The sequence below is a fragment of the Epilithonimonas tenax DSM 16811 genome (genome assembly GCF_000428485.1).
Classification (GTDB): domain Bacteria; phylum Bacteroidota; class Bacteroidia; order Flavobacteriales; family Weeksellaceae; genus Epilithonimonas; species Epilithonimonas tenax.
The window spans coordinates 30,863-49,824 of record NZ_KE386753.1 but is presented as its reverse complement, the minus strand read 5'-3'; the positions used below and the strand labels follow the sequence as shown (position 1 = coordinate 49,824).

Annotated in this window: 22 protein-coding genes; 16 read left to right on the top strand and 6 right to left on the bottom strand. The window is 37.6% G+C overall.

Annotation, left to right across the window (positions count from 1 at the left end):
* Positions 1–59 precede the first annotated feature (59 nt).
* From F564_RS0118070 to F564_RS0118030, 9 genes are all read left to right on the top strand, one after another.
* On the top strand, positions 60–1,388 hold the full coding sequence (locus tag F564_RS0118070; protein ID WP_028123798.1) for a hydroxymethylglutaryl-CoA reductase, degradative: 1,329 nt from the start codon (positions 60–62) through the stop codon (positions 1,386–1,388).
* A 43-nt stretch (positions 1,389–1,431) separates the two neighbouring features.
* Positions 1,432–2,967 carry a WG repeat-containing protein gene (locus F564_RS0118065; protein ID WP_161625957.1) on the top strand — a complete coding sequence of 512 codons (1,536 nt, stop codon included), beginning with the start codon at positions 1,432–1,434 and terminating at the stop codon, positions 2,965–2,967.
* 51 nt (positions 2,968–3,018) lie between these two features.
* Positions 3,019–3,195, top strand: coding sequence for a hypothetical protein (locus F564_RS20725; protein ID WP_154656927.1), 177 nt, complete (start codon positions 3,019–3,021; stop codon positions 3,193–3,195).
* A 44-nt stretch (positions 3,196–3,239) separates the two neighbouring features.
* Positions 3,240–3,569, top strand: coding sequence for a hypothetical protein (locus tag F564_RS19740; protein ID WP_051259745.1), 330 nt, complete (start codon positions 3,240–3,242; stop codon positions 3,567–3,569).
* A 3-nt stretch (positions 3,570–3,572) separates the two neighbouring features.
* A complete protein-coding gene (locus tag F564_RS0118050; RefSeq protein WP_028123796.1) occupies positions 3,573–3,959 on the top strand; it encodes a DUF423 domain-containing protein in 387 nt (128 codons plus the stop codon).
* Entirely contained in the window at positions 3,960–4,319 is a 360-nt protein-coding gene (locus F564_RS0118045) for a response regulator transcription factor (RefSeq protein WP_028123795.1), read from the top strand.
* A complete protein-coding gene (locus F564_RS0118040) occupies positions 4,320–4,580 on the top strand; it encodes a zinc ribbon domain-containing protein (RefSeq protein ID WP_028123794.1) in 261 nt (86 codons plus the stop codon).
* A gap of 261 nt (positions 4,581–4,841) precedes the next feature.
* The gene (sucC, locus tag F564_RS0118035) at positions 4,842–6,035 is read left to right on the top strand and encodes an ADP-forming succinate--CoA ligase subunit beta (RefSeq protein ID WP_028123793.1); all 1,194 of its coding nucleotides are present in this window, start codon (positions 4,842–4,844) and stop codon (positions 6,033–6,035) included.
* A gap of 385 nt (positions 6,036–6,420) precedes the next feature.
* Positions 6,421–6,906, top strand: coding sequence for a hypothetical protein (locus F564_RS0118030; protein WP_028123792.1), 486 nt, complete (start codon positions 6,421–6,423; stop codon positions 6,904–6,906).
* A 55-nt stretch (positions 6,907–6,961) separates the two neighbouring features.
* On the opposite strand, the gene F564_RS0118025 is transcribed toward F564_RS0118030, so the two are convergent.
* Positions 6,962–7,774, bottom strand: coding sequence for a purine-nucleoside phosphorylase (locus F564_RS0118025; protein ID WP_028123791.1), 813 nt, complete (start codon positions 7,772–7,774; stop codon positions 6,962–6,964).
* Complete coding sequence (gene lpxK / locus F564_RS0118020) at positions 7,758–8,783, bottom strand: tetraacyldisaccharide 4'-kinase (protein ID WP_028123790.1); 1,026 nt, start codon at positions 8,781–8,783, stop codon at positions 7,758–7,760. Before lpxK ends, F564_RS0118025 begins: the two co-directional genes overlap by 17 nt.
* A 273-nt stretch (positions 8,784–9,056) precedes the next feature.
* On the opposite strand from lpxK, the gene F564_RS0118015 reads away from it, so the two are divergent.
* From F564_RS0118015 to F564_RS0117980, 7 genes are all read left to right on the top strand, one after another.
* Positions 9,057–9,914 carry a YicC/YloC family endoribonuclease gene (locus F564_RS0118015; protein WP_028123789.1) on the top strand — a complete coding sequence of 286 codons (858 nt, stop codon included), beginning with the start codon at positions 9,057–9,059 and terminating at the stop codon, positions 9,912–9,914.
* Between the two features lie 136 nt (positions 9,915–10,050).
* Complete coding sequence (locus F564_RS0118010; RefSeq protein WP_154656926.1) at positions 10,051–10,416, top strand: hypothetical protein; 366 nt, start codon at positions 10,051–10,053, stop codon at positions 10,414–10,416.
* Entirely contained in the window at positions 10,394–10,648 is a 255-nt protein-coding gene (locus F564_RS0118005) for a hypothetical protein (protein WP_028123787.1), read from the top strand. Before F564_RS0118010 ends, F564_RS0118005 begins: the two co-directional genes overlap by 23 nt.
* Positions 10,649–10,701: 53 nt before the next feature.
* The gene (gene gmk / locus F564_RS0118000; RefSeq protein WP_028123786.1) at positions 10,702–11,268 is read left to right on the top strand and encodes a guanylate kinase; all 567 of its coding nucleotides are present in this window, start codon (positions 10,702–10,704) and stop codon (positions 11,266–11,268) included.
* 76 nt (positions 11,269–11,344) lie between these two features.
* A complete protein-coding gene (nadA, locus tag F564_RS0117995) occupies positions 11,345–12,361 on the top strand; it encodes a quinolinate synthase NadA (RefSeq protein WP_028123785.1) in 1,017 nt (338 codons plus the stop codon).
* A 260-nt stretch (positions 12,362–12,621) separates the two neighbouring features.
* Entirely contained in the window at positions 12,622–12,984 is a 363-nt protein-coding gene (folB, locus tag F564_RS0117985) for a dihydroneopterin aldolase (protein ID WP_028123783.1), read from the top strand.
* A gap of 308 nt (positions 12,985–13,292) precedes the next feature.
* Positions 13,293–14,024 carry an SIMPL domain-containing protein gene (locus tag F564_RS0117980; RefSeq protein WP_028123782.1) on the top strand — a complete coding sequence of 244 codons (732 nt, stop codon included), beginning with the start codon at positions 13,293–13,295 and terminating at the stop codon, positions 14,022–14,024.
* Between the two features lie 81 nt (positions 14,025–14,105).
* On the opposite strand, the gene F564_RS0117975 is transcribed toward F564_RS0117980, so the two are convergent.
* From F564_RS0117975 to F564_RS0117960, 4 genes are all read right to left on the bottom strand, one after another.
* Complete coding sequence (locus tag F564_RS0117975; protein ID WP_028123781.1) at positions 14,106–14,966, bottom strand: mechanosensitive ion channel family protein; 861 nt, start codon at positions 14,964–14,966, stop codon at positions 14,106–14,108.
* Between the two features lie 60 nt (positions 14,967–15,026).
* Positions 15,027–15,617 carry a hypothetical protein gene (locus F564_RS0117970; protein WP_028123780.1) on the bottom strand — a complete coding sequence of 197 codons (591 nt, stop codon included), beginning with the start codon at positions 15,615–15,617 and terminating at the stop codon, positions 15,027–15,029.
* A 209-nt stretch (positions 15,618–15,826) separates the two neighbouring features.
* Complete coding sequence (locus F564_RS0117965) at positions 15,827–17,551, bottom strand: T9SS type A sorting domain-containing protein (RefSeq protein WP_161625955.1); 1,725 nt, start codon at positions 17,549–17,551, stop codon at positions 15,827–15,829.
* 128 nt (positions 17,552–17,679) lie between these two features.
* A complete protein-coding gene (locus F564_RS0117960) occupies positions 17,680–18,828 on the bottom strand; it encodes a glycosyltransferase family 4 protein (RefSeq protein ID WP_028123778.1) in 1,149 nt (382 codons plus the stop codon).
* Positions 18,829–18,962: the final 134 nt, after the last annotated feature.

The window sequence follows — 18,962 nt, the reverse complement described above, 5'->3', positions numbered from 1 at the left end:
ACAAACCAAACCCATCACAATCTCCCAAAATCCTTATCTTTACAACATAAAATTTCCCTATGAACCATCAACCTGTTGAAGGATTTTCAAAACTTTCCAAACAAAGAAAAATCGATTGGCTAATCAGCGAATATCTAAGCAATGACAGAAGTTACGAGCAGATTCTGCAGCAGTATTGGAATGACGATGCCACCTTGCAAAAAATGCACGACGAGTTTTCCGAAAACACCATTTCCAATTTTTATATGCCTTACGGAATTGCCCCAAACTTCCTCATAGACGGGAAACTTTTGGCGCTTCCAATGGCAGTTGAAGAAAGTTCGGTGGTGGCAGCCGCATCTAAAGCGGCCAAATTCTGGATTGATAAAGGTGGTTTCAAAACGACGATTATCAATACAGAAAAATTAGGTCACACGCATTTTATCTTCAAAACCGAAGCTCATAAACTTTTGCATTTTTTCAATTTTAAACTGAAGAAAAAATTACTGGAAGCGACGGAAGATATTACCAAGAATATGCGCAACCGTGGCGGCGGCATCCTGAATATCAAACTCATCGATAAAACGGCTGAACTGGAAGATTATTTCCAGCTGAAAGCGAGTTTTGACACCGTAGATTCGATGGGCGCGAATTTCATTAATTCCTGTCTGGAGCAATTCGGAAAAACTTTGAAAGAAGAAGTTGCGAAGGAAGAAAGTTTCTCGCAGGAAGAAAAAGAGTCATTGCAGATTGTGATGAATATCCTTTCCAATTACACGCCGGATTGCATCGTGAGAGCCGAAGTTTCCTGCAAAATTGATGATTTAAAAGACGACAGCGGCATCTCCAATGAAGAATTTGCGTGGAAATTCAAACGCGCGGTGACGATTGCAGAAATCGAACCTTACAGAGCAACAACGCATAATAAAGGGATTATGAATGGTGTAGACGCTGTGGTCATCGCGACTGGAAATGATTTCCGTGCGACGGAAGCTTGTGCACACGCTTATGCTGCGAGAAACGGGAAATATGCTTCGCTCACACATTGCACAACGGACAACGGGATTTTTAGATTTTGGATCGATTTGCCGATTTCCGTCGGTGTGGTTGGTGGATTGACGAATCTTCATCCTTTGGTAAAATTCTCTTTGGCTCTATTAGGAAAACCATCTGCTCAGGAATTAATGAGTATTTTGGCAGTTTCCGGATTGGCGCAGAATTTTGGAGCGCTTCGTTCTTTGGTGACGACCGGAATCCAAAAAGGTCATATGAAAATGCACCTTTTCAATATCTTGAATCAATTTGGCGCCACGGAAGAGGAGAAACAGCATTTTGTAACTTACTTCAAAGATAAAACAGTGAGCCACCACGAGGTGATTAACGAAATTAATAGATTAAGAAAATTATAGAAATGAAATTCCTATTATTCTAAATATTATGAAAGCTTACTATATGAAGAATGTATTTTTATTTTTTTTGTTTTCACCATTCTTATTTTATTCGCAAGACAAAAAGTGCTTTAAAAGCTACAAAAAAGAGATTGATAGTTTATTGATTGTCGAAAAAACGGACTTGGCACAAATATCGTTTAACAATATGATAATTTCCTGCGAAAATAATTCCCAAAAAATAAAAAAAATACAAAATTCGATACTTAAAAAACATGATTATAATGTTATTGACAATAATGTCAATAGTTTGATAACATCAGAAAACAAAGATGTTTATCGCTCTAAACCTGGTATTTTAGTTAAAAATTCATTAAGAAAAGAAACGCCACCACCATCTATTACTAACAACATTACGACAGGTTTTGTAGAAAAGAAAAAGGAACTAATTAAATCTGGAATTTTTGATGATGCAAACCTTCTAGGAAAAAATGGATATCTATTGGTAACCAAAGCGAATAAGTATGGGGTTTATAATTCAAAATTTGAAGAACTTCTTCCTATCGAATATGACGAGATAGTTGATCAATACAACTATCTTATCATAAAAAAGAATGAGAAACAAAGTATTTATAATTTTAAAAATGAGAAAATCACGCTTCCTTTTTTCCGAGAAATTCATTCAAAAAAGTACACCTCTCATTCTCCTAAAGTAAGAAATTTCGTATTTGTTTATAAAACTCACAATCACGATAACGGTTTATTTTATACAGACGGAACAGTTTTTATAGATTTTCCGGAAGAAGGAAAAGAACAGGATATTTCTATAAATGAAGACGAGCAGATCATACGTGTTAATAGAAATGATGCTACCGATGTGCTTTATAATTTTGATGGCAAAATATTGGTTTCTGGATATCATTTCATTAGTTATAGCGATGATAAAAACTTAATTGTTGCAAAAAACAATGAAGGCGAATACGGGGTTATTGATATTAATAACAAAATCATTATCCCATTTTCTAATACAAAAATTTCAGACTGGGGCGACTTTTTTCTTCTTGAAAAAAATGGCAAAAATGGTATTATGGATGGTAATGGCAAATTAATTATCCCTATAGTTTATGATGATATTGATTATCCATATTATGATACATTTGTAGTAGAAAAAAATAACAAAAAAGGTCTGATCAATAAATTTAACAGATTTGTAATAGAACCAAAATATGAGGATTTAGACAATTTTCGTGGAGATAGGCTTTATTATGAATACCTAAAATTTGAAGAAAACAAATTAGTCGGATTGATGGATATAAGAGGAAACATGATTATCCCTACAAAATATGACCACATTGGGGTCGCAAAGTACAATTTTTTACTTTTTGCAGTTTACAAAGATGGAAAAGTAGGTATGGCAAATGCTTTTGGAAAAGAAATAATACCGCCCATCTATGACAAATACAGCCAATATACAGAAGACGATATTTTAGAGTTTGAAAAAGATGGAAAAACCATTACCATTGCAAACCCAGAAATCCCTCCAAAAATACAACAAGTTGTAAAGCAAGATGTTTTAAATAATTCAAAGACAAAACAGTGAGCCACCACGAGGTGATTTCGGAGTTGGAGAAATTGAGAAATAAATAGACTTATGTTCGGAATTTTACTTTCAGCTTTTATGCTGATTTTTGGAATATTTTTACGATTTACAAAAGATCCGGGATTTGCAGGTGCCAAGCGATTTTCCTGGCTATTCATTGTTTTAGGATTATTAACTATTGCAGGAAAACTTATTATTTTATATCAAAAGGGAGAATTGCAATTATGAAAACTGTAAGTAATTGCAGAATTGGAAAATTAAGTAATATATAAATGTGGTATATCTTTGACAATTCAAATTCAGTTGGTAAGAAAGGTTCTGAAGGAGGCATTATTCTTTCAGATTTTGAAAGTAGCAATGGTGCGAGAATAACCATTGAACAAAATGGCAACATTGCACCTTTTTCTGTCACAATCGGAATTTACAACCTGATGTTTCATACCTATTTTTGTAGTTCCCAAGAAGAAGCAATTTCTTTTAGAGAACAAACTATAGAAAAAATTGATGACATTTTTAAATTGTTGGAGGTCGATAACGAAAATAGAAATGAAGAATGGGATATTAATTTCCATAACAAAATTGAAGAAATCTGTAAAAATTAAATTATGAAAAACATCACTTTAATCATCGGCGGAATCTACGGTTTGCTATCTGTAGTTCTTGGTGCGTTTGGGGCACACGCCTTTAAAAAAATATTATCCATCGAGAGATTGGAAAGCTTCGAAACGGGTGTTCGTTATCAGATGTACGCGGCGTTTTTCCTTTTGATTGTCGGTTATATCTTGAAATTCGAAACGACATCTGAGAAATGGATCTCTATCTTGATGATTGCGGGAACTTTTATATTTTCTATGAGCATTTATTGTTTGGCTTTTCAGGACGTTTGGGGCGTTAATTTGAAATTCCTTGGACCAATTACACCACTTGGCGGTTTGTTTATGATCATCAGTTGGGGAATGTTGATCTGGTATTTTGCTAAGGTCAAATTCTAAATGAGGATTCATAAATCAATTCTTATTTTTCAAGATGAGCTGGCAATTGCAAGTGTTATGAAAGCTATTCTTACAGATGAAGGCTATAGAGTTGAGTTTTTTCTTACGACAGATTCTTTATTGGAAAAGATAAATGATTTCAAGCCCGATCTCATTTTAATTGGCAGGAAAATTCCTCCCTTCTCTGGAGAGCAGTCAATAAAGATAATAAAAGAAAATTGTATCATTCCAATTGTTTTTATATCTGGAAGTGCTACCTTGGAAGATATGCAAAATTCGGGAGCAGATGCATATATTTCAAAACCAATAGATATAAACAAATTGCTTCTTATTGTAAAAACAATCACAAATTCAAACTAAATGTTTTTCATCTTCGGAATCAAAACCAAACTCGTGGGAAAAGAAGACCGTAAAGTCCTGAAAAATGGCTTTATGGCAAATGCTATTGTGTCGGTTTACAAGAATTATTTCGAACTGTTTTTCATTCCGATTTTTCCATTCAGTAAGAAATACAGCATTTACATTCCACATTCGGATGAATATTATGAGACGGGATTGGGCTCATCTAATATGCCAAAAGAATATCTGGAACTTTGTAAAGAAGTGGGAAGAAACTACTGAAAACCCAAGCTGTGTGAGCGATGGCATCGGAAATCCCGGAATACGCGCTGGCCAAAGCCAAGGAATGAGGAATTGCACCGGATACTTCGACAGGCTCAGCATAAACTAAAGCACCCGAGCGGCTGGAACTTAGCGCTGGCGAGGGACACACCCAGATAAAAGTGAAAACTGATTTCAATCAGACATTTATATAATGTAATTCATCACTTTTTCTTAAATTTGTGAATCTTATAAAATCTAAAAATTAATCAATAATATATTATGAATCTTCACGAGTATCAATCAAAAGAGATTTTAGCAAAATACGGGGTTAATATCCAACGTGGTTTTGTTGCAAACAATGTGGACGAAGCAGTTGCTGCTGCCGAAAAACTGACTGCTGAAACAGGAGCGCAAGCTTGGGTGGTAAAAGCTCAGATCCACGCTGGTGGTAGAGGTAAAGGTGGCGGTGTAAAGTTCTCTCCTAATATGGACAAACTGAAAGAAAACGCTGGAAACATCATCGGAATGCAATTGATTACGCCTCAGACTTCTGCTGAAGGTAAAAAAGTACATTCTGTTTTGGTAGCTGAAGATGTATATTATCCAGGAGAGACAGAAACGAAAGAATTTTATGTTTCTATCCTTCTAGACAGAGCTTTAGGGAAAAACACGATCGTTTATTCTACAGAAGGTGGGATGGACATTGAGCACGTTGCAGAGGTAACGCCACACTTGATCCACAAAGAAGTGATCGATGCAGCTTACGGATTGCAAGGTTTCCAGGCTAGAAAAATTGCTTTCGGACTAGGTCTTGAAGGGAATGCTTTCAAAGAATTCACAAAATTCATCACGTCTCTTTACAACGCTTACATCGGAATCGACGCTTCTCTTTTCGAGATCAACCCGGTTCTTAAAACTTCTGATAACAAGATCATCGCAGTAGATGCAAAAGTAACTTTGGATGACAACTCATTGTTCCGTCACAAAGACCTTGCTGAATTGAGAGATACAAGAGAAGAAGATCCATTGGATGTAGAAGCTGGTGAAGCTGGTCTTAACTTCGTGAAGTTGGACGGAAACGTTGCTTGTATGGTAAACGGAGCTGGTCTTGCAATGGCGACTATGGATATCATCAAATTATCTGGCGGTAACCCTGCAAACTTCCTGGACGTTGGTGGAACTGCTGATGCACAAAGAGTTCAGACCGCTTTCGGAATCATCTTGAGAGACCCGAACGTAAAAGCAATCTTGATCAACATTTTCGGAGGAATCGTAAGATGCGACAGAGTGGCGCAAGGTGTTGTAGATGCTTACCACGCCATGGGAAGCCTTCCAGTTCCATTGATCGTAAGATTACAGGGAACCAACGCTGTAGAAGCTAAAAAACTAATTGACGAGTCCGGACTTCCTGTTCACTCTGCAATCACTTTGGAAGAAGCGGCAAACAAAGTAAAAGAAGTTCTGGCTAGCTAAGAATTTTTTGAAATAAATATCAGATCCGTTCAATTTTTTTGAGCGGATTTTTTTTTGCAGTTTGTCAAAGTTATCAACGGTATCTGTGTATTTTGAGAAAGTTTTAATTTGGGCAGCTTTTCCGCCGTAGTTTATCCTGAGCTTGTCGAAGGGTTCCCGCTTTTTTGCCAATGCGATCGACGGGAATTTACCAATAGCAATTCTCTGCACTCGCATTGACAAAAAGAGCTCCACTCAAGTCGGGCTGCAGGCTTTGCGATCATTTAGAAGTTGGGTTTCTAAAATATCATTTCCATTTAATATCATATTTTCCAAAATAAAATCAGAAAGAAAAGCGTTTCAAATTTTAAAACGGTTTATTACCTCAACAATCCAAACTGACATCATGAAAAACATCTACATCCCAAATCCCTGCTCAGAAAACTGGAACGAAATGTCTCCGGAAGCAAAAGGCAGATTCTGTTCCGTCTGTTCCAAATGTGTGATTGATTTTACAGAAAAGAACGCAGTAGAAATTCAACAAATCATTACGGAAAAATCAGATGAAAGTGTTTGCGGCAGATTCTACAATCACCAGTTAAATAATGACAATTCCAAAGCGTTTAAGTTGAAAGAAATGTTTTTCAAATTTATACCTTCGGGTTTTCATAATCATAGACTTTCATTGGGTATATTTTCCTTAATACTATTTTTAACTGGTTGCAATAAAGAAAAAGAAAGTTGTGTTGCTACAACAGGCGTTGTATTAGTAGAAGAAGACATACTTAAACAAAATAATGATTACGAAATAGGAGAAGTACTTATTGAAAATGACTCAGTTGCAAAAATGCCTAAAAAAGACAGCATCGCATTAAAGAAAAAACCAAAATAAATTAAAAAAAAAGACAGCCGAATAAGCTGTCTTAATCATTTATATTAAATCAAATTTAGTAATTCTTAACCAAACCTTTTACAAGCTTAATCACATTCGGCATTGCTTTGTTAGCTGCTTCCAGAACTTCCTCGTGAGAAACTGCAAAGGCAATATCCGGTCCGCCAAGATCTGTGATGATAGACAGACAGAAACAATCCATTCCCTGGTGTTTTGCAACAATCACTTCCGGAACCGTGCTCATCCCGACAGCGTCTCCACCAATGGCTTTGATCATGCCGTATTCTGCAGGTGTTTCGAAAGTTGGACCTGACAAAGCTACATAAACACCTTCCTTCACATCAATATGTTCTTCTGCAGCGATTGACTTAGCCAGCGTAATCATCTTGCGGTTGTAAGGTTCACTCATATCTACGAAACGCGGTCCGAATTCGTCGATATTTCCACCTCTTAACGGATGTTCCGGCAACATATTGATATGATCTGTCACAATCATAATGTCTGCCACTTTGAAGTTTGGATTCACGCCACCGCAAGCATTGGAAAGAATCAGATTTTTAATCCCTAAAAGATGGAAAACCCGGAAAGGGAAAGTCACCGTTTCAATCGAATGACCTTCATAATAATGAAATCGTCCGCTCATCATCAGGACTTTTTTACCTTCCAGAATTCCGTAGATCAATTTCCCGCCGTGACCCACAACTGTGGTTTGAGGGAAATTCGGAATTTCTTTATAATCTAAGATGTGAATAGCTTCAACTTCGTACTGAAGTTTTCCTAAGCCAGAACCCAATACAATAGCAAAATCAGGAGTTTCCCCGATAATATGACTGATGAATTCTGCTGTTTCTTTATACTTTTCTAACATAATTTTGAATGATCTGGTTAAAATCTTCGCGCTTATCAATCTCTACATTGATGGGCCAATAGTAAATCTTATCCCGAAGATAATCAAAAGTCTTCAGGCGCACATAATCTTTCTCGGTCGTCAGGATGACTTTGTACTCTCCCATTTTTTTGTATTCCGCCGATATTTTTTTGATGTCGTCATCTGTAAAATTGTGGTGGTCTTTGTACTGCAGATGCTTAATTTTTTTGTTGTACTTAGAAACCTCCTTTATGAGCTGCGATGGATTTGCAATACCTGTTATCAGCAAAACATCATAGTAATCCAGATTTTTCACCGGCATCATATGACGGATTCCCATAATATTGTCATCATATGCAATAGCAGAAAAGAATACTTTCTGATAATGCTGAGGTTTGATCCGTGAGATATAATACTGTTTTTTCTCCTCGGTAAGATCGTCCGGACATTTGGTCACCATAATGATGTTTGCGCGGCTCATTCCGTTTCTGCTCTCGCGCAGGTCACCCGCCGGCAAGATGAAATCTTTGAAGTAAGGATCATTATAATCCGTCAAGAGCAGATTCATTTCCGGATGTATTGCACGGTGCTGATAACTGTCGTCAAGAAGCAAAACTTCCAGATCCATATCTTCAATGATTTTCTTAGCCCCAAAAACACGGTCTTCACAAACACCAATCACAAAACGATTGCGGAAACGTTCAAACAACTGCATAGGCTCATCACCCACCAGTTTATAATTGCTGTCATAATTGACAATGCCATAGCCCTTTGTAATTCTTCCGTAGCCTCGGGACAGTACGCCGGTTCTGTAATATTTGGACAGATATTCTGCCAAATACATCACCATTGGTGATTTTCCGCTGCCACCAACCGACAAGTTTCCCACACCAATAATGGGTGTTCTGAATTTCGTAGAAGAAAATAACCCCCAATCATACATCCGGTTTCTGATAGAAGTGCCGAGATGATAACCCAGGGAAAAGGGGTAGAGATACCATCTTTTCATAGATTGCAAAAATAGGAATTTCAAATTTCTTAATCAAAGTTTATTGAAGATGAAAATTGTTAAAATTGAAATGTATTTTATCGCAAAGGCGCAAAATTTTTAATCATAAAGTTCTGTCAGTCGAATAGTTTTAAAATCTTTGTTTTTTTTGCGCCTTACAGCAGATGCATTTTCATTTTATCTTGTGCGCCTTTGCGATAAATTCTTTCCTTATTAAAAGCTTTATAACAAATCAATGAAAACCCTATATTTGTAGTCTTATAAATATGGAATATGATATTATCTATGACAGGTTTCGGGAGAGCCGAAACTGTTTATGAAGGCACAAAAATAACGGTGGACATCAAATCTCTTAACAGCAAGAACTTTGATCTTAATGTCAAAACACCGCTACGATATAAAGAAAAAGAATTCGAGATCAGAAAACTTCTCAATGACAAGATTCTTCGTGGCAAAGTAGACTGCTACATCAACTGCGAAAGTCTGGAAGACAGTAATGATGTGAAAATCAATCAGGAACTCGTCAAGAATTACATTGAACAGTTAAGAGCCGTTGCTTCTGACGCACCGGAATTTGAGTACCTGAAAATGGCCGTGAGAATGCCGGATGTATTATCTACAAAAAATTCTGACCTGGAAGAAAACGAGTGGAAATCTCTCTTGGAAGTGGTACAGGAATCTGTCTCCAAGTTCATAGAATTCCGTCAGACAGAGGGTAATAATCTGGCCGAAGAGATAGAAAAAATCGTTCTTAATATAGAGAATAATCTGGCTCAGGTTGGCCAATATGAAGAAGAAAGAATCCAGCCTATCAAAGACAGATACCTTTCTGCTTTGAAAAATTTTGAAAACATTGATGAGACAAGATATTATCAGGAAATGGTTTATTTTGTTGAAAAATTAGATATTTCTGAAGAAAAAGTAAGACTTTCCCAACACATCAAATATTATCTGGAAGTGATGAGAAATGAAGATTTTAACGGAAAGAAATTAGGTTTCATTGCTCAGGAAATGGGAAGAGAAATCAACACCTTAGGATCAAAAGCCAACCATTCTGAGATCCAGAAATTGGTAGTTGAGATGAAAGATGATCTTGAAAAAATCAAAGAGCAAACGCTGAATGTTCTTTAGTTTAAGGTTCTAAGTTTTTTGAAAAATATCGTTTTCTGAAGTAAAGCATTGATTTTTAAAGCTCCGTAGGAGCAGAATGTTTGTAGAAAATCAGCAATAAATAAACAAATAGTTCTTTAGGAACGACACATTTAATATGCGTTTATTATTTATATTTTCATTTCTGTTTTTGTTTACATTTCTAAAATCACAAAATGTAGACAAACTTGCAAATATCCCTTCCGAATTGAAGGAGTCTGAAATCAGAATTTATAAAGATCGAGGAATTACAAATAGCGGACATATTTTCAGAATTTACAAAGAAGATAAAACCTGGAAAGCAGAACTGATCCAATGGTTTTTGCCAAAAGAAATCAGCAGAGATGAGTTAGAATTGGTAAAACCAAAACTTATAGTTCTTAAATATGAAAAATCTTTAGAAGAAATCTTTGTAAATCTTCAAGCTAGAAATATAAATTACTTGCCAAAAGAAGAAACTTTTGAATATAAAAAAAACAAATAATAAAAAGGTTGTTTTTGATGAAGATGAAAATGGATTTGTATTTCATCAACAGGTAACGTCAATTTTAGATGGAACAGGATATTTTGTCAAATACCAAGCAGGGAAACAAAAAAATGAATTTAATTACGATAATCCTGAATCTTATTTAAAACATTATCCAGAGATTGACGAACTCAATTATTTTGTAAATATTTTAAAATATATCAGAAAAGAATTTAATATAGAATTTTAAAGAATATATCATTAAAAACATTGAATTCGAAACTAAAAACTCGGAACTAAAAAATGAAACAAAAAGTCATCATATTCTCCGCACCATCAGGAAGCGGTAAAACAACTTTGGTAAAACACGGTTTGTCCGTGGTACCGGAACTTTGTTTCTCTATCTCTGCCACCACAAGGGAACCCCGAGGTGAAGAAAAACACGCCGACGATTATTATTTCCTGACACCTGAAGAGTTCAGAACCAAAATTTCTCAAAATGAATTTGTAGAATTCGAGGAAGTTTATACCGACAAATACTACGGAACGCTGAAATCCGAAGTCGAAAGAATCTGGAATGAAGGCAAAGTTGTGATCTTTGATGTAGATGTCAAAGGCGGAATACGCCTGAAAGAAATCTTCGGAGACAAAGCATTGTCCATCTTTGTAATGCCGCCAAGTATTGCTGAACTTGAAAGACGTCTGATTTCCAGAAACACAGATTGTTCGGAAACCATCAAAACCAGAGTGGAAAAAGCGGGTGAAGAAATGACCTATCAAAAACACTTTGATAAAATCATCATCAATACAGATTTGGACGTGGCAAAAGCTGAGGTCGAGAAAATAATTAATAACTTTATAAACGATTAAATTAGCTGTTGGCAATTAGCTTTTTGCTATTGGCTTCAAATCAATACTTTGAATTACTTAAAAGTTAATTAGACAAATGAAAAACACACTAGACACTGCGATAAATAATATGCCGGTCAAAGGCTTTCTGGATCTTAAAGAATTTGCCATCCCAACCGGAGACGATTTGGTACAGGCCATTCTGGATCTTAAAAAAGAAAAAAACGCCGTCATTCTGGCGCATTACTATCAGCCGGGACCTATTCAGGATATTGCCGATTTTTTGGGAGACTCTTTGCAATTGGCAAGACAGGCCAAGGAAACCGATGCTGATATGATCGCCTTCTGTGGCGTTCACTTTATGGCAGAAGCCGCAAAAATCCTTAATCCCACCAAAAAAGTGGTTTTGCCGGATACACTTGCTGGATGTTCCCTTGCAGACGGCTGTTCCGCAGAAGGTCTCAACAAAATGCGTGAGCAATATCCCAATGCGATCGTTGCCACTTACATCAACTGTAATGCAGAAACCAAAGCAGCTTCAGACATCATCGTAACAAGTTCCAACGCAGAGCAGATCATCGAAGCTTTGCCAAAAGACCGCCCGATCATCTTCGCTCCGGACAAGAATCTTGGGCGTTATCTCAGCAAAAAAACCGGCCGCGATATGATCCTTTGGGACGGCAGCTGCATCGTACACGAGGCCTTTTCTATGGAACGCATCGCCAAACAATTGGCAGATCATCCCAATGCAAAACTCATTGCGCATCCGGAAAGCGAATCTCCGGTTCTGGAATTGGCGCACTTCATTGGCTCCACTTCTGCGCTTCTGAATTATGTGGAACAAGACGACTGTCAGCAGTTCATCATCGCAACAGAAGAAGGCATCCTTCACGAGATGAGAAAACGCGCACCACACAAAGAACTGATTCCGGCTCTGGTTTTTGACGAAAGCTGCAACTGTTCTGAGTGTTTTTATATGAAAAGAAATACGCTGGAAAAACTCTACCTCTGTATGAAGTACGAGCTTCCGGAGATCACAATGGATGAAGATATCCGCGTGAAAGCTTTGAAACCAATCGAAGCCATGCTGGAACTTTCCAAAAGCATCAAATAAAAAACCACAAACCTTGTCTTAACCGATGAGGTTTTTTTGTACCATCATTTGGGCAATCCCCTCGCTAGAGATTGTCATCCTGAGGTTCTCGAAGAGTCACCGCTCGGGTCGGGCTATCCGTTGCAATCTTTTTCCGTGGCCTTCGCGGCCGCTCAGACCACGGAAAAAGGATTTCCACTACTATCCCTATTGCAGCTTCGCACGACAGAAAGTTTTGTCAAAATTGGAAATCTTAGTCAAAGTTTTTCTATTTTTAAAGAATGAAATCAAAGATCATTTTAGAAGACATAAAAATATATGCTTACCACGGTGTTTTGCCGGAAGAAGCTATGATCGGAAATCATTACCTCGTAAATCTGGAAGTGCACGCCGATCTGGAAAAAGCGTCGCAATCTGATGATCTTAACGACACTATCAATTACGCTGAGATCAGTGACATCATCCATCAAGAGATGGCCATCCGGTCAGAACTTTTGGAACACGTCATTGGCAGAATCATTCATAAAATCGAGAATCAGTTTCCCCAAATGACATTCATCAAAATCAGACTAACCAAAACCATCCCGCCAATGCCCGGCGAAATGAAAGGTGTGAGTCTGGAATTTGAAAAGGAAATCAAATAATTAATAGGGCTTTGCGAGCCTCAACATCACCTTCCGTGAAACACGTTCACCCATTGAAACATCAAGCAATTACTTTGAATCTGTTGATCAAGAATTAACAAGATAATGTCCAAGATATTTTCTTTTCCCGATCCTAAAGGGCGGAAAAATACCTTAGAATTTCCGTCAAAACTACGCCGGTTAGGATCGGGAAAATCAATGTGACGACATGTCAACAGGCTCTTCATATTCTTGTGATAATTAAAATGTTAATAAAATCTTAAAATCTGGTATCACATTTGATGCAAACAGATTTAAAATACACAATTATGAAGACATACATTGCGGTAGGGATTGCTGCTTTAGCTTTTATTATTGCGGCTGCTTTGCTAGGCAACGCCGTGAAAAACAGAAATAAATTCGAAAATACAGTTTCTGTCACAGGACTCGGATCCAAGACTTTCACCTCTGACCTGATCTCCTGGTCCGGGAGTTTTTCCAAAAATAGCTTTGAGCTGAAGACCGCTTACGACGCCTTGGCTGTGGACAGAAAAGTCATCTACGACTACCTAAAGTCCAAAGGTGTGAAGGAAAACGAGATGGTTTTTTCGGCGGTTGATATTCAGAAACAGTTCAGGAGTTTTACAGATTCTAACGGTACTTATCAGCAAGGCGAATTTGCGGGTTATAATCTGACCCAAAGTGTGTCTATCCAATCAAAAGAAGTTGGCAAGATCGAAAGTATTTCCAGAAACATCACAGAGATCATCAACCGCGGAATCGAATTCACTTCCTCATCGCCCCAATATTTCTACACCAAATTATCAGACGTGAAACAGGAAATGATCGCTAATGCGACCAAAGATGCTAAAGAAAGGGCAGAAAAAATCGCTGAAAATGCAGGAAGCGATCTTGGGAATTTGAAAAAAGCAAGCATGGGTGTGATCCAAATTACAGCACCCAACTCCAACGAGGACTATTCTTATGGTGGCACCTACAATACCGCGTCAAAGGATAAAGAAGCTACGATTACCATCAAGCTGGAGTATGAAGTTGATTAGAATATTTTAAAATGGAGAGTTTAGAAAAAACTTAATCATCATAAAAAAGAGAAACCAAGTTGATTGGCTTCTCTTTTTTTTTTAGGCATTGTCATCTTCTCCAGATGGTTGTGGTACCACGCTGATACTTGTGGGCGTTACCAGATTAACATGTTCTTTCATCAGCCGGTCATTGATTTGCATAATTGCATTACTTTTTACAGTGGTGAAATTGCCACCTATTTCCAGCCAAAACTTAATTTGCATGGTGAAGACACCCTGCTTTACATTGGTGAAAACCACTTCTACAGCGTCAGTTTTATCCACATGCTGCAGTGATTTGATCTCATCCAAAATCACGGATTTGGCTTTTACAATATCTTCCCCGACCGGTATTTCGAAGTCCAAAATGATCCTACGTTGCGGCGAAGCGGTGATGTTAAAAAATGGTGAATTGAAGATGACCTGGTTGGGAATATATACTTTTTTACCATCATCTGTAATTAACTTGGTGGTGAGAAGTCCTATATCCTGAACCGTTCCGGAATTACCTCCGATGGTGACATAATCACCGATTTTAAAGGCCTTATCAACACCTACGAGCATACCAGAGAACATACTTGACACCAGATCTTTAAGCGCCACACCGGCAATTACACCGGCAACCCCTAAACTTCCCAGAAATTTAATAAAAAATCCGCTAAATCCCATAATCTCCAAAGAGATAAAAGCCCCCATCAGGATAATCAGAAATTTGAATACCGAAATCAGTGTGACTACGGATTCATTTTTTGTTTTGGGGAACAATTGGTGAAAAAGTTTGACAGACCATCTGCTGAGGTACGTGCTGGTCATCAGGAAAAACAGAAACACCAAAATCCCAACAATCAGTCTGGGTGTAATCTCTGCAAAACTAATGTACCACTTCTGAAGAACGGCGTAAACCGTGTTGATATATTCCATACTGTATAATTAATAAAAAAAACCGACAAATGCCGGTTTTATTGTATTTCAAATGAAGAATTATTTTGCTTCGTTCGCAATTCTTTTTGCTTGTCCGCTTGGTAAGTAGATACTTAAACCTACATTGAAAGTGATGTTCGAGTTCAAACCTTCGTTCCCGAATCCAGCTCTACCTTTGTATTTTACGAGACCTTCGATTCCGATATTAGGCGTAATAAAATAGGAATATCCAGGACCTGCTCCAAAATCAAGACCTGTTGTGGAAGGGCCATTTTCTACAGAATAACCACCTACACCCAAATTACCTTCGAAGAACCAACGGCCGTGATTCAGCAGGTTGTCTACACCTGCTTCTCCCGGAGAAACATAGTAACGTCCTAATGCACCAACACCATAATCAAAACCTGTTGGAGCTCCTTTGGTTTCTTTGCTAATTCCAAGATCTACATAAGCACCCAGAGCGACATTATCTTTAATAAAATAGGCTGCTTTTGGCTGTAATGCAATGCTGTATCCAGCTCCTGTATTCAGACCAAAATTACTTGAAATAATACCACTTCCTACCATCCAGTTTCCTTCCTGAATCTGAGCATGAGCCGTAGATAATAATCCTGTTACTAAAACCGCTGCTCCAAAAATCAATTTTTTCATATCGTTAAATTTTTCGTTTATAATTATATTTTTTACAATTTGCAAAGCGTGTGCCATTTCGGCAGAATGGCCTATGAGATGATTGAAATCATCTTTTTTGAGCCATATGATCCAAATTTGATACCTGAAAAAATATAGGTTTTATTATGTACAAAACAAAAGAGCCAACCTTTGCAGGCTGGCTCTTTATGATGATATCTTACAAACATCTACAACATCACTTTCTTAGTGGTGATTCCTTTATCAGAAGTGATCTTCAAGACATATATGCCTTTGACAAAAGCTGAAGCATCTATGCGGATCTCTTTGGCCATCTTATTGGAAAGGTGACGGATTAATTTGCCTGCTGCATCGTAGATCTCAACAGAAGTCATATTCTGATTTCCTTTGATAACGAGCTCATTATTGTTTTTGTACACCAGCAGTGCGCTTGTCTCAGACGCCTGCGTGGCAAGCACAGCATTGCCATAAATAATCTCAAATCTTGTTTCGTTTTGTGCTGTCACCAGATCACTTGAAAACGTATAATAGCCATCCTGAAGGTTTGTTACGATGCCTGTTATTTTATCTTTCAGATAGATCGCCTTTGAGTCATTTTTGAAAACACCATCTTTGTCATTAAGCGCAATAATACAGTTGCCTGCCTTTGAGTTTTTATAACCTAGCTGTATCACATCCGCCCTATCTATGGGTAATGCTCTTGCCTGTATTTGCAGTTTATTGGTACCCACCACAGAATAAAATGCATCATTACCAAGAGAAAAAAGTGACGAATCGTAATCATCATCGTAATCATTGGTTGCTTCAGCAATATGGGCAATCAAAATATTATTGGCGACATTATCCGGATTAATAAATTTCAACCAATATCTGTCTATTATCTCTACTGGCTCTGGATCGTCGTCACCTTCAGCTTCTCCATCTGGATTTGCTGTTTTGTTATAAAATATAGCTCCTCCAGCAGTAGAAACTCTCATAGAGTTTGCAAAAGTTAAAGGTGCATTATTGTACTTTGCCTGCACTATAAAACCTTGTGAAAGTTTTGTGTAAGATTGAGGACGTAGGGTCACCTCTTCAACATTAGTTGAAACATAGCTGGGACCAACCCCGCCCACCCCAGAAACAAAAGTAGCATAATTATTACCAGAGTAGCTTGATCCTTGCTGATATTTTAATTCATTCAGATTGCTCCAAAACCATTGCTTATTGAAGATAGAATTTTTATTTGCAAAACTATTAAAAAGCACCTTAAAAGCAATATTGGAAGAATATGGATTCCCTACCAAGTTATAGCCCTTGTCCGCTCCCGCACTCCTCTTTAAGGGAACAACGATAGTTCCATTGTTGAGAGCACCTGTAAATGAAAAGGTGTCGGGTGCACTCGTTGTAAGTGAATACGTGTTTTTTCCTCTAATTGCATATCCAATACCCGGTTCAAAAATAGAACTAGCAGTCAAACCTGTGGTGACAAATTTATCGTTGGCCTCGTTGTACTTGTAGAAATAATTGCTTGGCGTACCCGTGGAAAAATTAAATAAATTTTGCCCAGTTACAGGTGAGCTCCAGTAGTTGTAATCATTTCTTTTCAGATTTGCAATTCTGCGCACAGTTGCTGTACCGGTACCTGAATAGGTAGAAGTATCAGATAACTGACTAACGATGGCATCATTGTTAAGAATGATAGATCCGTTATTTACGAAATTCCCATAAATGACCAGACGAGATCCACTAGGGATAGTGTATATTGTTCCGGCATTAATAGTGATGTTCTTAACATTTACATTTAAAGTAGAAGAGTAATTTCCTGCTATAATGGCATCAACTGTAGAACTGGGAACTCCTGCAGACCAAGAGGTGCCATTCCAAGTGGTAGTTTGTCCATTCATCGTAATGGCCAACACCATCATCAAAAATAATAGAATTTTATTTTTCATAACCATATATTTTTCTGCTTACAAAATTATAAAAAATATTAATCAATCTGTACTAAAAATATATAATCGTATTAAATTGAACAAATTAACAATAAATTTATTCAATTATAATTATTAATCACTAAACTTTAAGAATTCAAGAGATGACTGTAGTTCTGCTTTAACAATTCCCAAATCACCTCCTGTTTGTATTTGACAACACTTGATCTGGAAGCAGACTGAATCTCAGTGTACAGCTGCTGATCCAGAATTTTTTCCATACAAATCTGCAAAGTAGCTTCATCTTTTGGAGGGAATATCAAGCCATTATAATTGTTTTCGACGATCTCATTGCACCCATTGATATCCGACACCAAAGCTGGAATCCCCATGGCCAAAGCTTGTAAAACCACATTAGGGAAACCTTCTCTGTAGCTCGGAAACGCCAGGCAGTTGCTGATGGCAAAATAGGGTCTTACATCTTTCTGAAAACCTACCGGGATGATATTGGGATTCTGCTCAATTTCATCAAGTACATCCTGAGACAATGGATCTAAATCCTGCTCCAAGGGTCCTACCAAAAGAAGTTTGAGCGATTTAGGACTTGACTGCTGTAGGTTTTTAAAAGCGCCAATCAATTCATTGACTCCTTTATCTTTTACCAATCTACCCACCAACACAAACACAAAGTCATCATCCGATATTTTTAACTGTCTTTTCAAATTCTGATTTGATTTTTCAGAAAACCATTGGGGATCGAAGTGATGGACATCTATCCCATTGCTGCTACCATTGCCTATGACTTCAATTTTATCCGCTTCTCCCAGTTTTTCTTCCAGAATAAAATCACACAAGCCCTGCGAATTTGGGTACACCTTTGTAGCGCAGCTGTAGGTGAGCTTTTCTACAAAGTTTAGTACTTTTCTTTTGTTGCCCGTAGATTCCATCAGTGGTAAACCAGCCACGGTATGCAATCGGATTTTCACCCCTGCCAATTTCGCTGCCAACATCCCAATAAGACCAGCTTTTGGTGTATGGGAATGCACAATGTCCGGTTTTTCCTTTTTAAAATAGGCGTACATTTTCCAAAGTGCTGTCAGGTCCTGCAATGGTGTGATCTTACGGGTCATCTCAATGGCATGGGTTTTGACACCTAATGCTTCCCCCACTCTTTCCAGCTCATTTTGATCTGCAGAAATAGCGGTGACTTCAAAAAACTGGTTCATAAAAGTCAACTGTTTTCCTAGAAGTTTTTCTATAGAAATAGGAACAGTTGTAACACGGAAGAGTTTTGCCATTGAAGAAGATTTTTTGCAAATATAGCAAAAGGGAGGGAGGTATTGGCGATCGTGGATTGGAAGGATGGGAAAACCAAAAAAAATCCCACGCCAGAGCTATGGGATTGATTAAATGGATGCCAAATAAACTGTCA

Excerpts from the sequence above, each read along its gene's own strand:
- F564_RS0118070 (WP_028123798.1), top strand. The coding sequence starts at position 60 with ATGAACCATCAACCTGTTGAAGGATTTTCAAAACTTTCCAAACAAAGA.
- F564_RS0118065 (WP_161625957.1), top strand. The coding sequence starts at position 1,432 with ATGAAGAATGTATTTTTATTTTTTTTGTTTTCACCATTCTTATTTTAT.
- F564_RS20725 (WP_154656927.1), top strand. The coding sequence starts at position 3,019 with ATGTTCGGAATTTTACTTTCAGCTTTTATGCTGATTTTTGGAATATTT.
- F564_RS19740 (WP_051259745.1), top strand. The coding sequence starts at position 3,240 with ATGTGGTATATCTTTGACAATTCAAATTCAGTTGGTAAGAAAGGTTCT.
- F564_RS0118050 (WP_028123796.1), top strand. The coding sequence starts at position 3,573 with ATGAAAAACATCACTTTAATCATCGGCGGAATCTACGGTTTGCTATCT.
- F564_RS0118045 (WP_028123795.1), top strand. The coding sequence starts at position 3,960 with ATGAGGATTCATAAATCAATTCTTATTTTTCAAGATGAGCTGGCAATT.
- F564_RS0118040 (WP_028123794.1), top strand. The coding sequence starts at position 4,320 with ATGTTTTTCATCTTCGGAATCAAAACCAAACTCGTGGGAAAAGAAGAC.
- sucC (WP_028123793.1), top strand. The coding sequence starts at position 4,842 with ATGAATCTTCACGAGTATCAATCAAAAGAGATTTTAGCAAAATACGGG.
- F564_RS0118030 (WP_028123792.1), top strand. The coding sequence starts at position 6,421 with ATGAAAAACATCTACATCCCAAATCCCTGCTCAGAAAACTGGAACGAA.
- F564_RS0118025 (WP_028123791.1), bottom strand. The coding sequence starts at position 7,774 with ATGTTAGAAAAGTATAAAGAAACAGCAGAATTCATCAGTCATATTATC.
- lpxK (WP_028123790.1), bottom strand. The coding sequence starts at position 8,783 with ATGAAAAGATGGTATCTCTACCCCTTTTCCCTGGGTTATCATCTCGGC.
- F564_RS0118015 (WP_028123789.1), top strand. The coding sequence starts at position 9,057 with ATGATATTATCTATGACAGGTTTCGGGAGAGCCGAAACTGTTTATGAA.
- F564_RS0118010 (WP_154656926.1), top strand. The coding sequence starts at position 10,051 with ATGCGTTTATTATTTATATTTTCATTTCTGTTTTTGTTTACATTTCTA.
- gmk (WP_028123786.1), top strand. The coding sequence starts at position 10,702 with ATGAAACAAAAAGTCATCATATTCTCCGCACCATCAGGAAGCGGTAAA.
- nadA (WP_028123785.1), top strand. The coding sequence starts at position 11,345 with ATGAAAAACACACTAGACACTGCGATAAATAATATGCCGGTCAAAGGC.
- folB (WP_028123783.1), top strand. The coding sequence starts at position 12,622 with ATGAAATCAAAGATCATTTTAGAAGACATAAAAATATATGCTTACCAC.
- F564_RS0117980 (WP_028123782.1), top strand. The coding sequence starts at position 13,293 with ATGAAGACATACATTGCGGTAGGGATTGCTGCTTTAGCTTTTATTATT.
- F564_RS0117975 (WP_028123781.1), bottom strand. The coding sequence starts at position 14,966 with ATGGAATATATCAACACGGTTTACGCCGTTCTTCAGAAGTGGTACATT.
- F564_RS0117970 (WP_028123780.1), bottom strand. The coding sequence starts at position 15,617 with ATGAAAAAATTGATTTTTGGAGCAGCGGTTTTAGTAACAGGATTATTA.
- F564_RS0117965 (WP_161625955.1), bottom strand. The coding sequence starts at position 17,551 with ATGAAAAATAAAATTCTATTATTTTTGATGATGGTGTTGGCCATTACG.
- F564_RS0117960 (WP_028123778.1), bottom strand. The coding sequence starts at position 18,828 with ATGGCAAAACTCTTCCGTGTTACAACTGTTCCTATTTCTATAGAAAAA.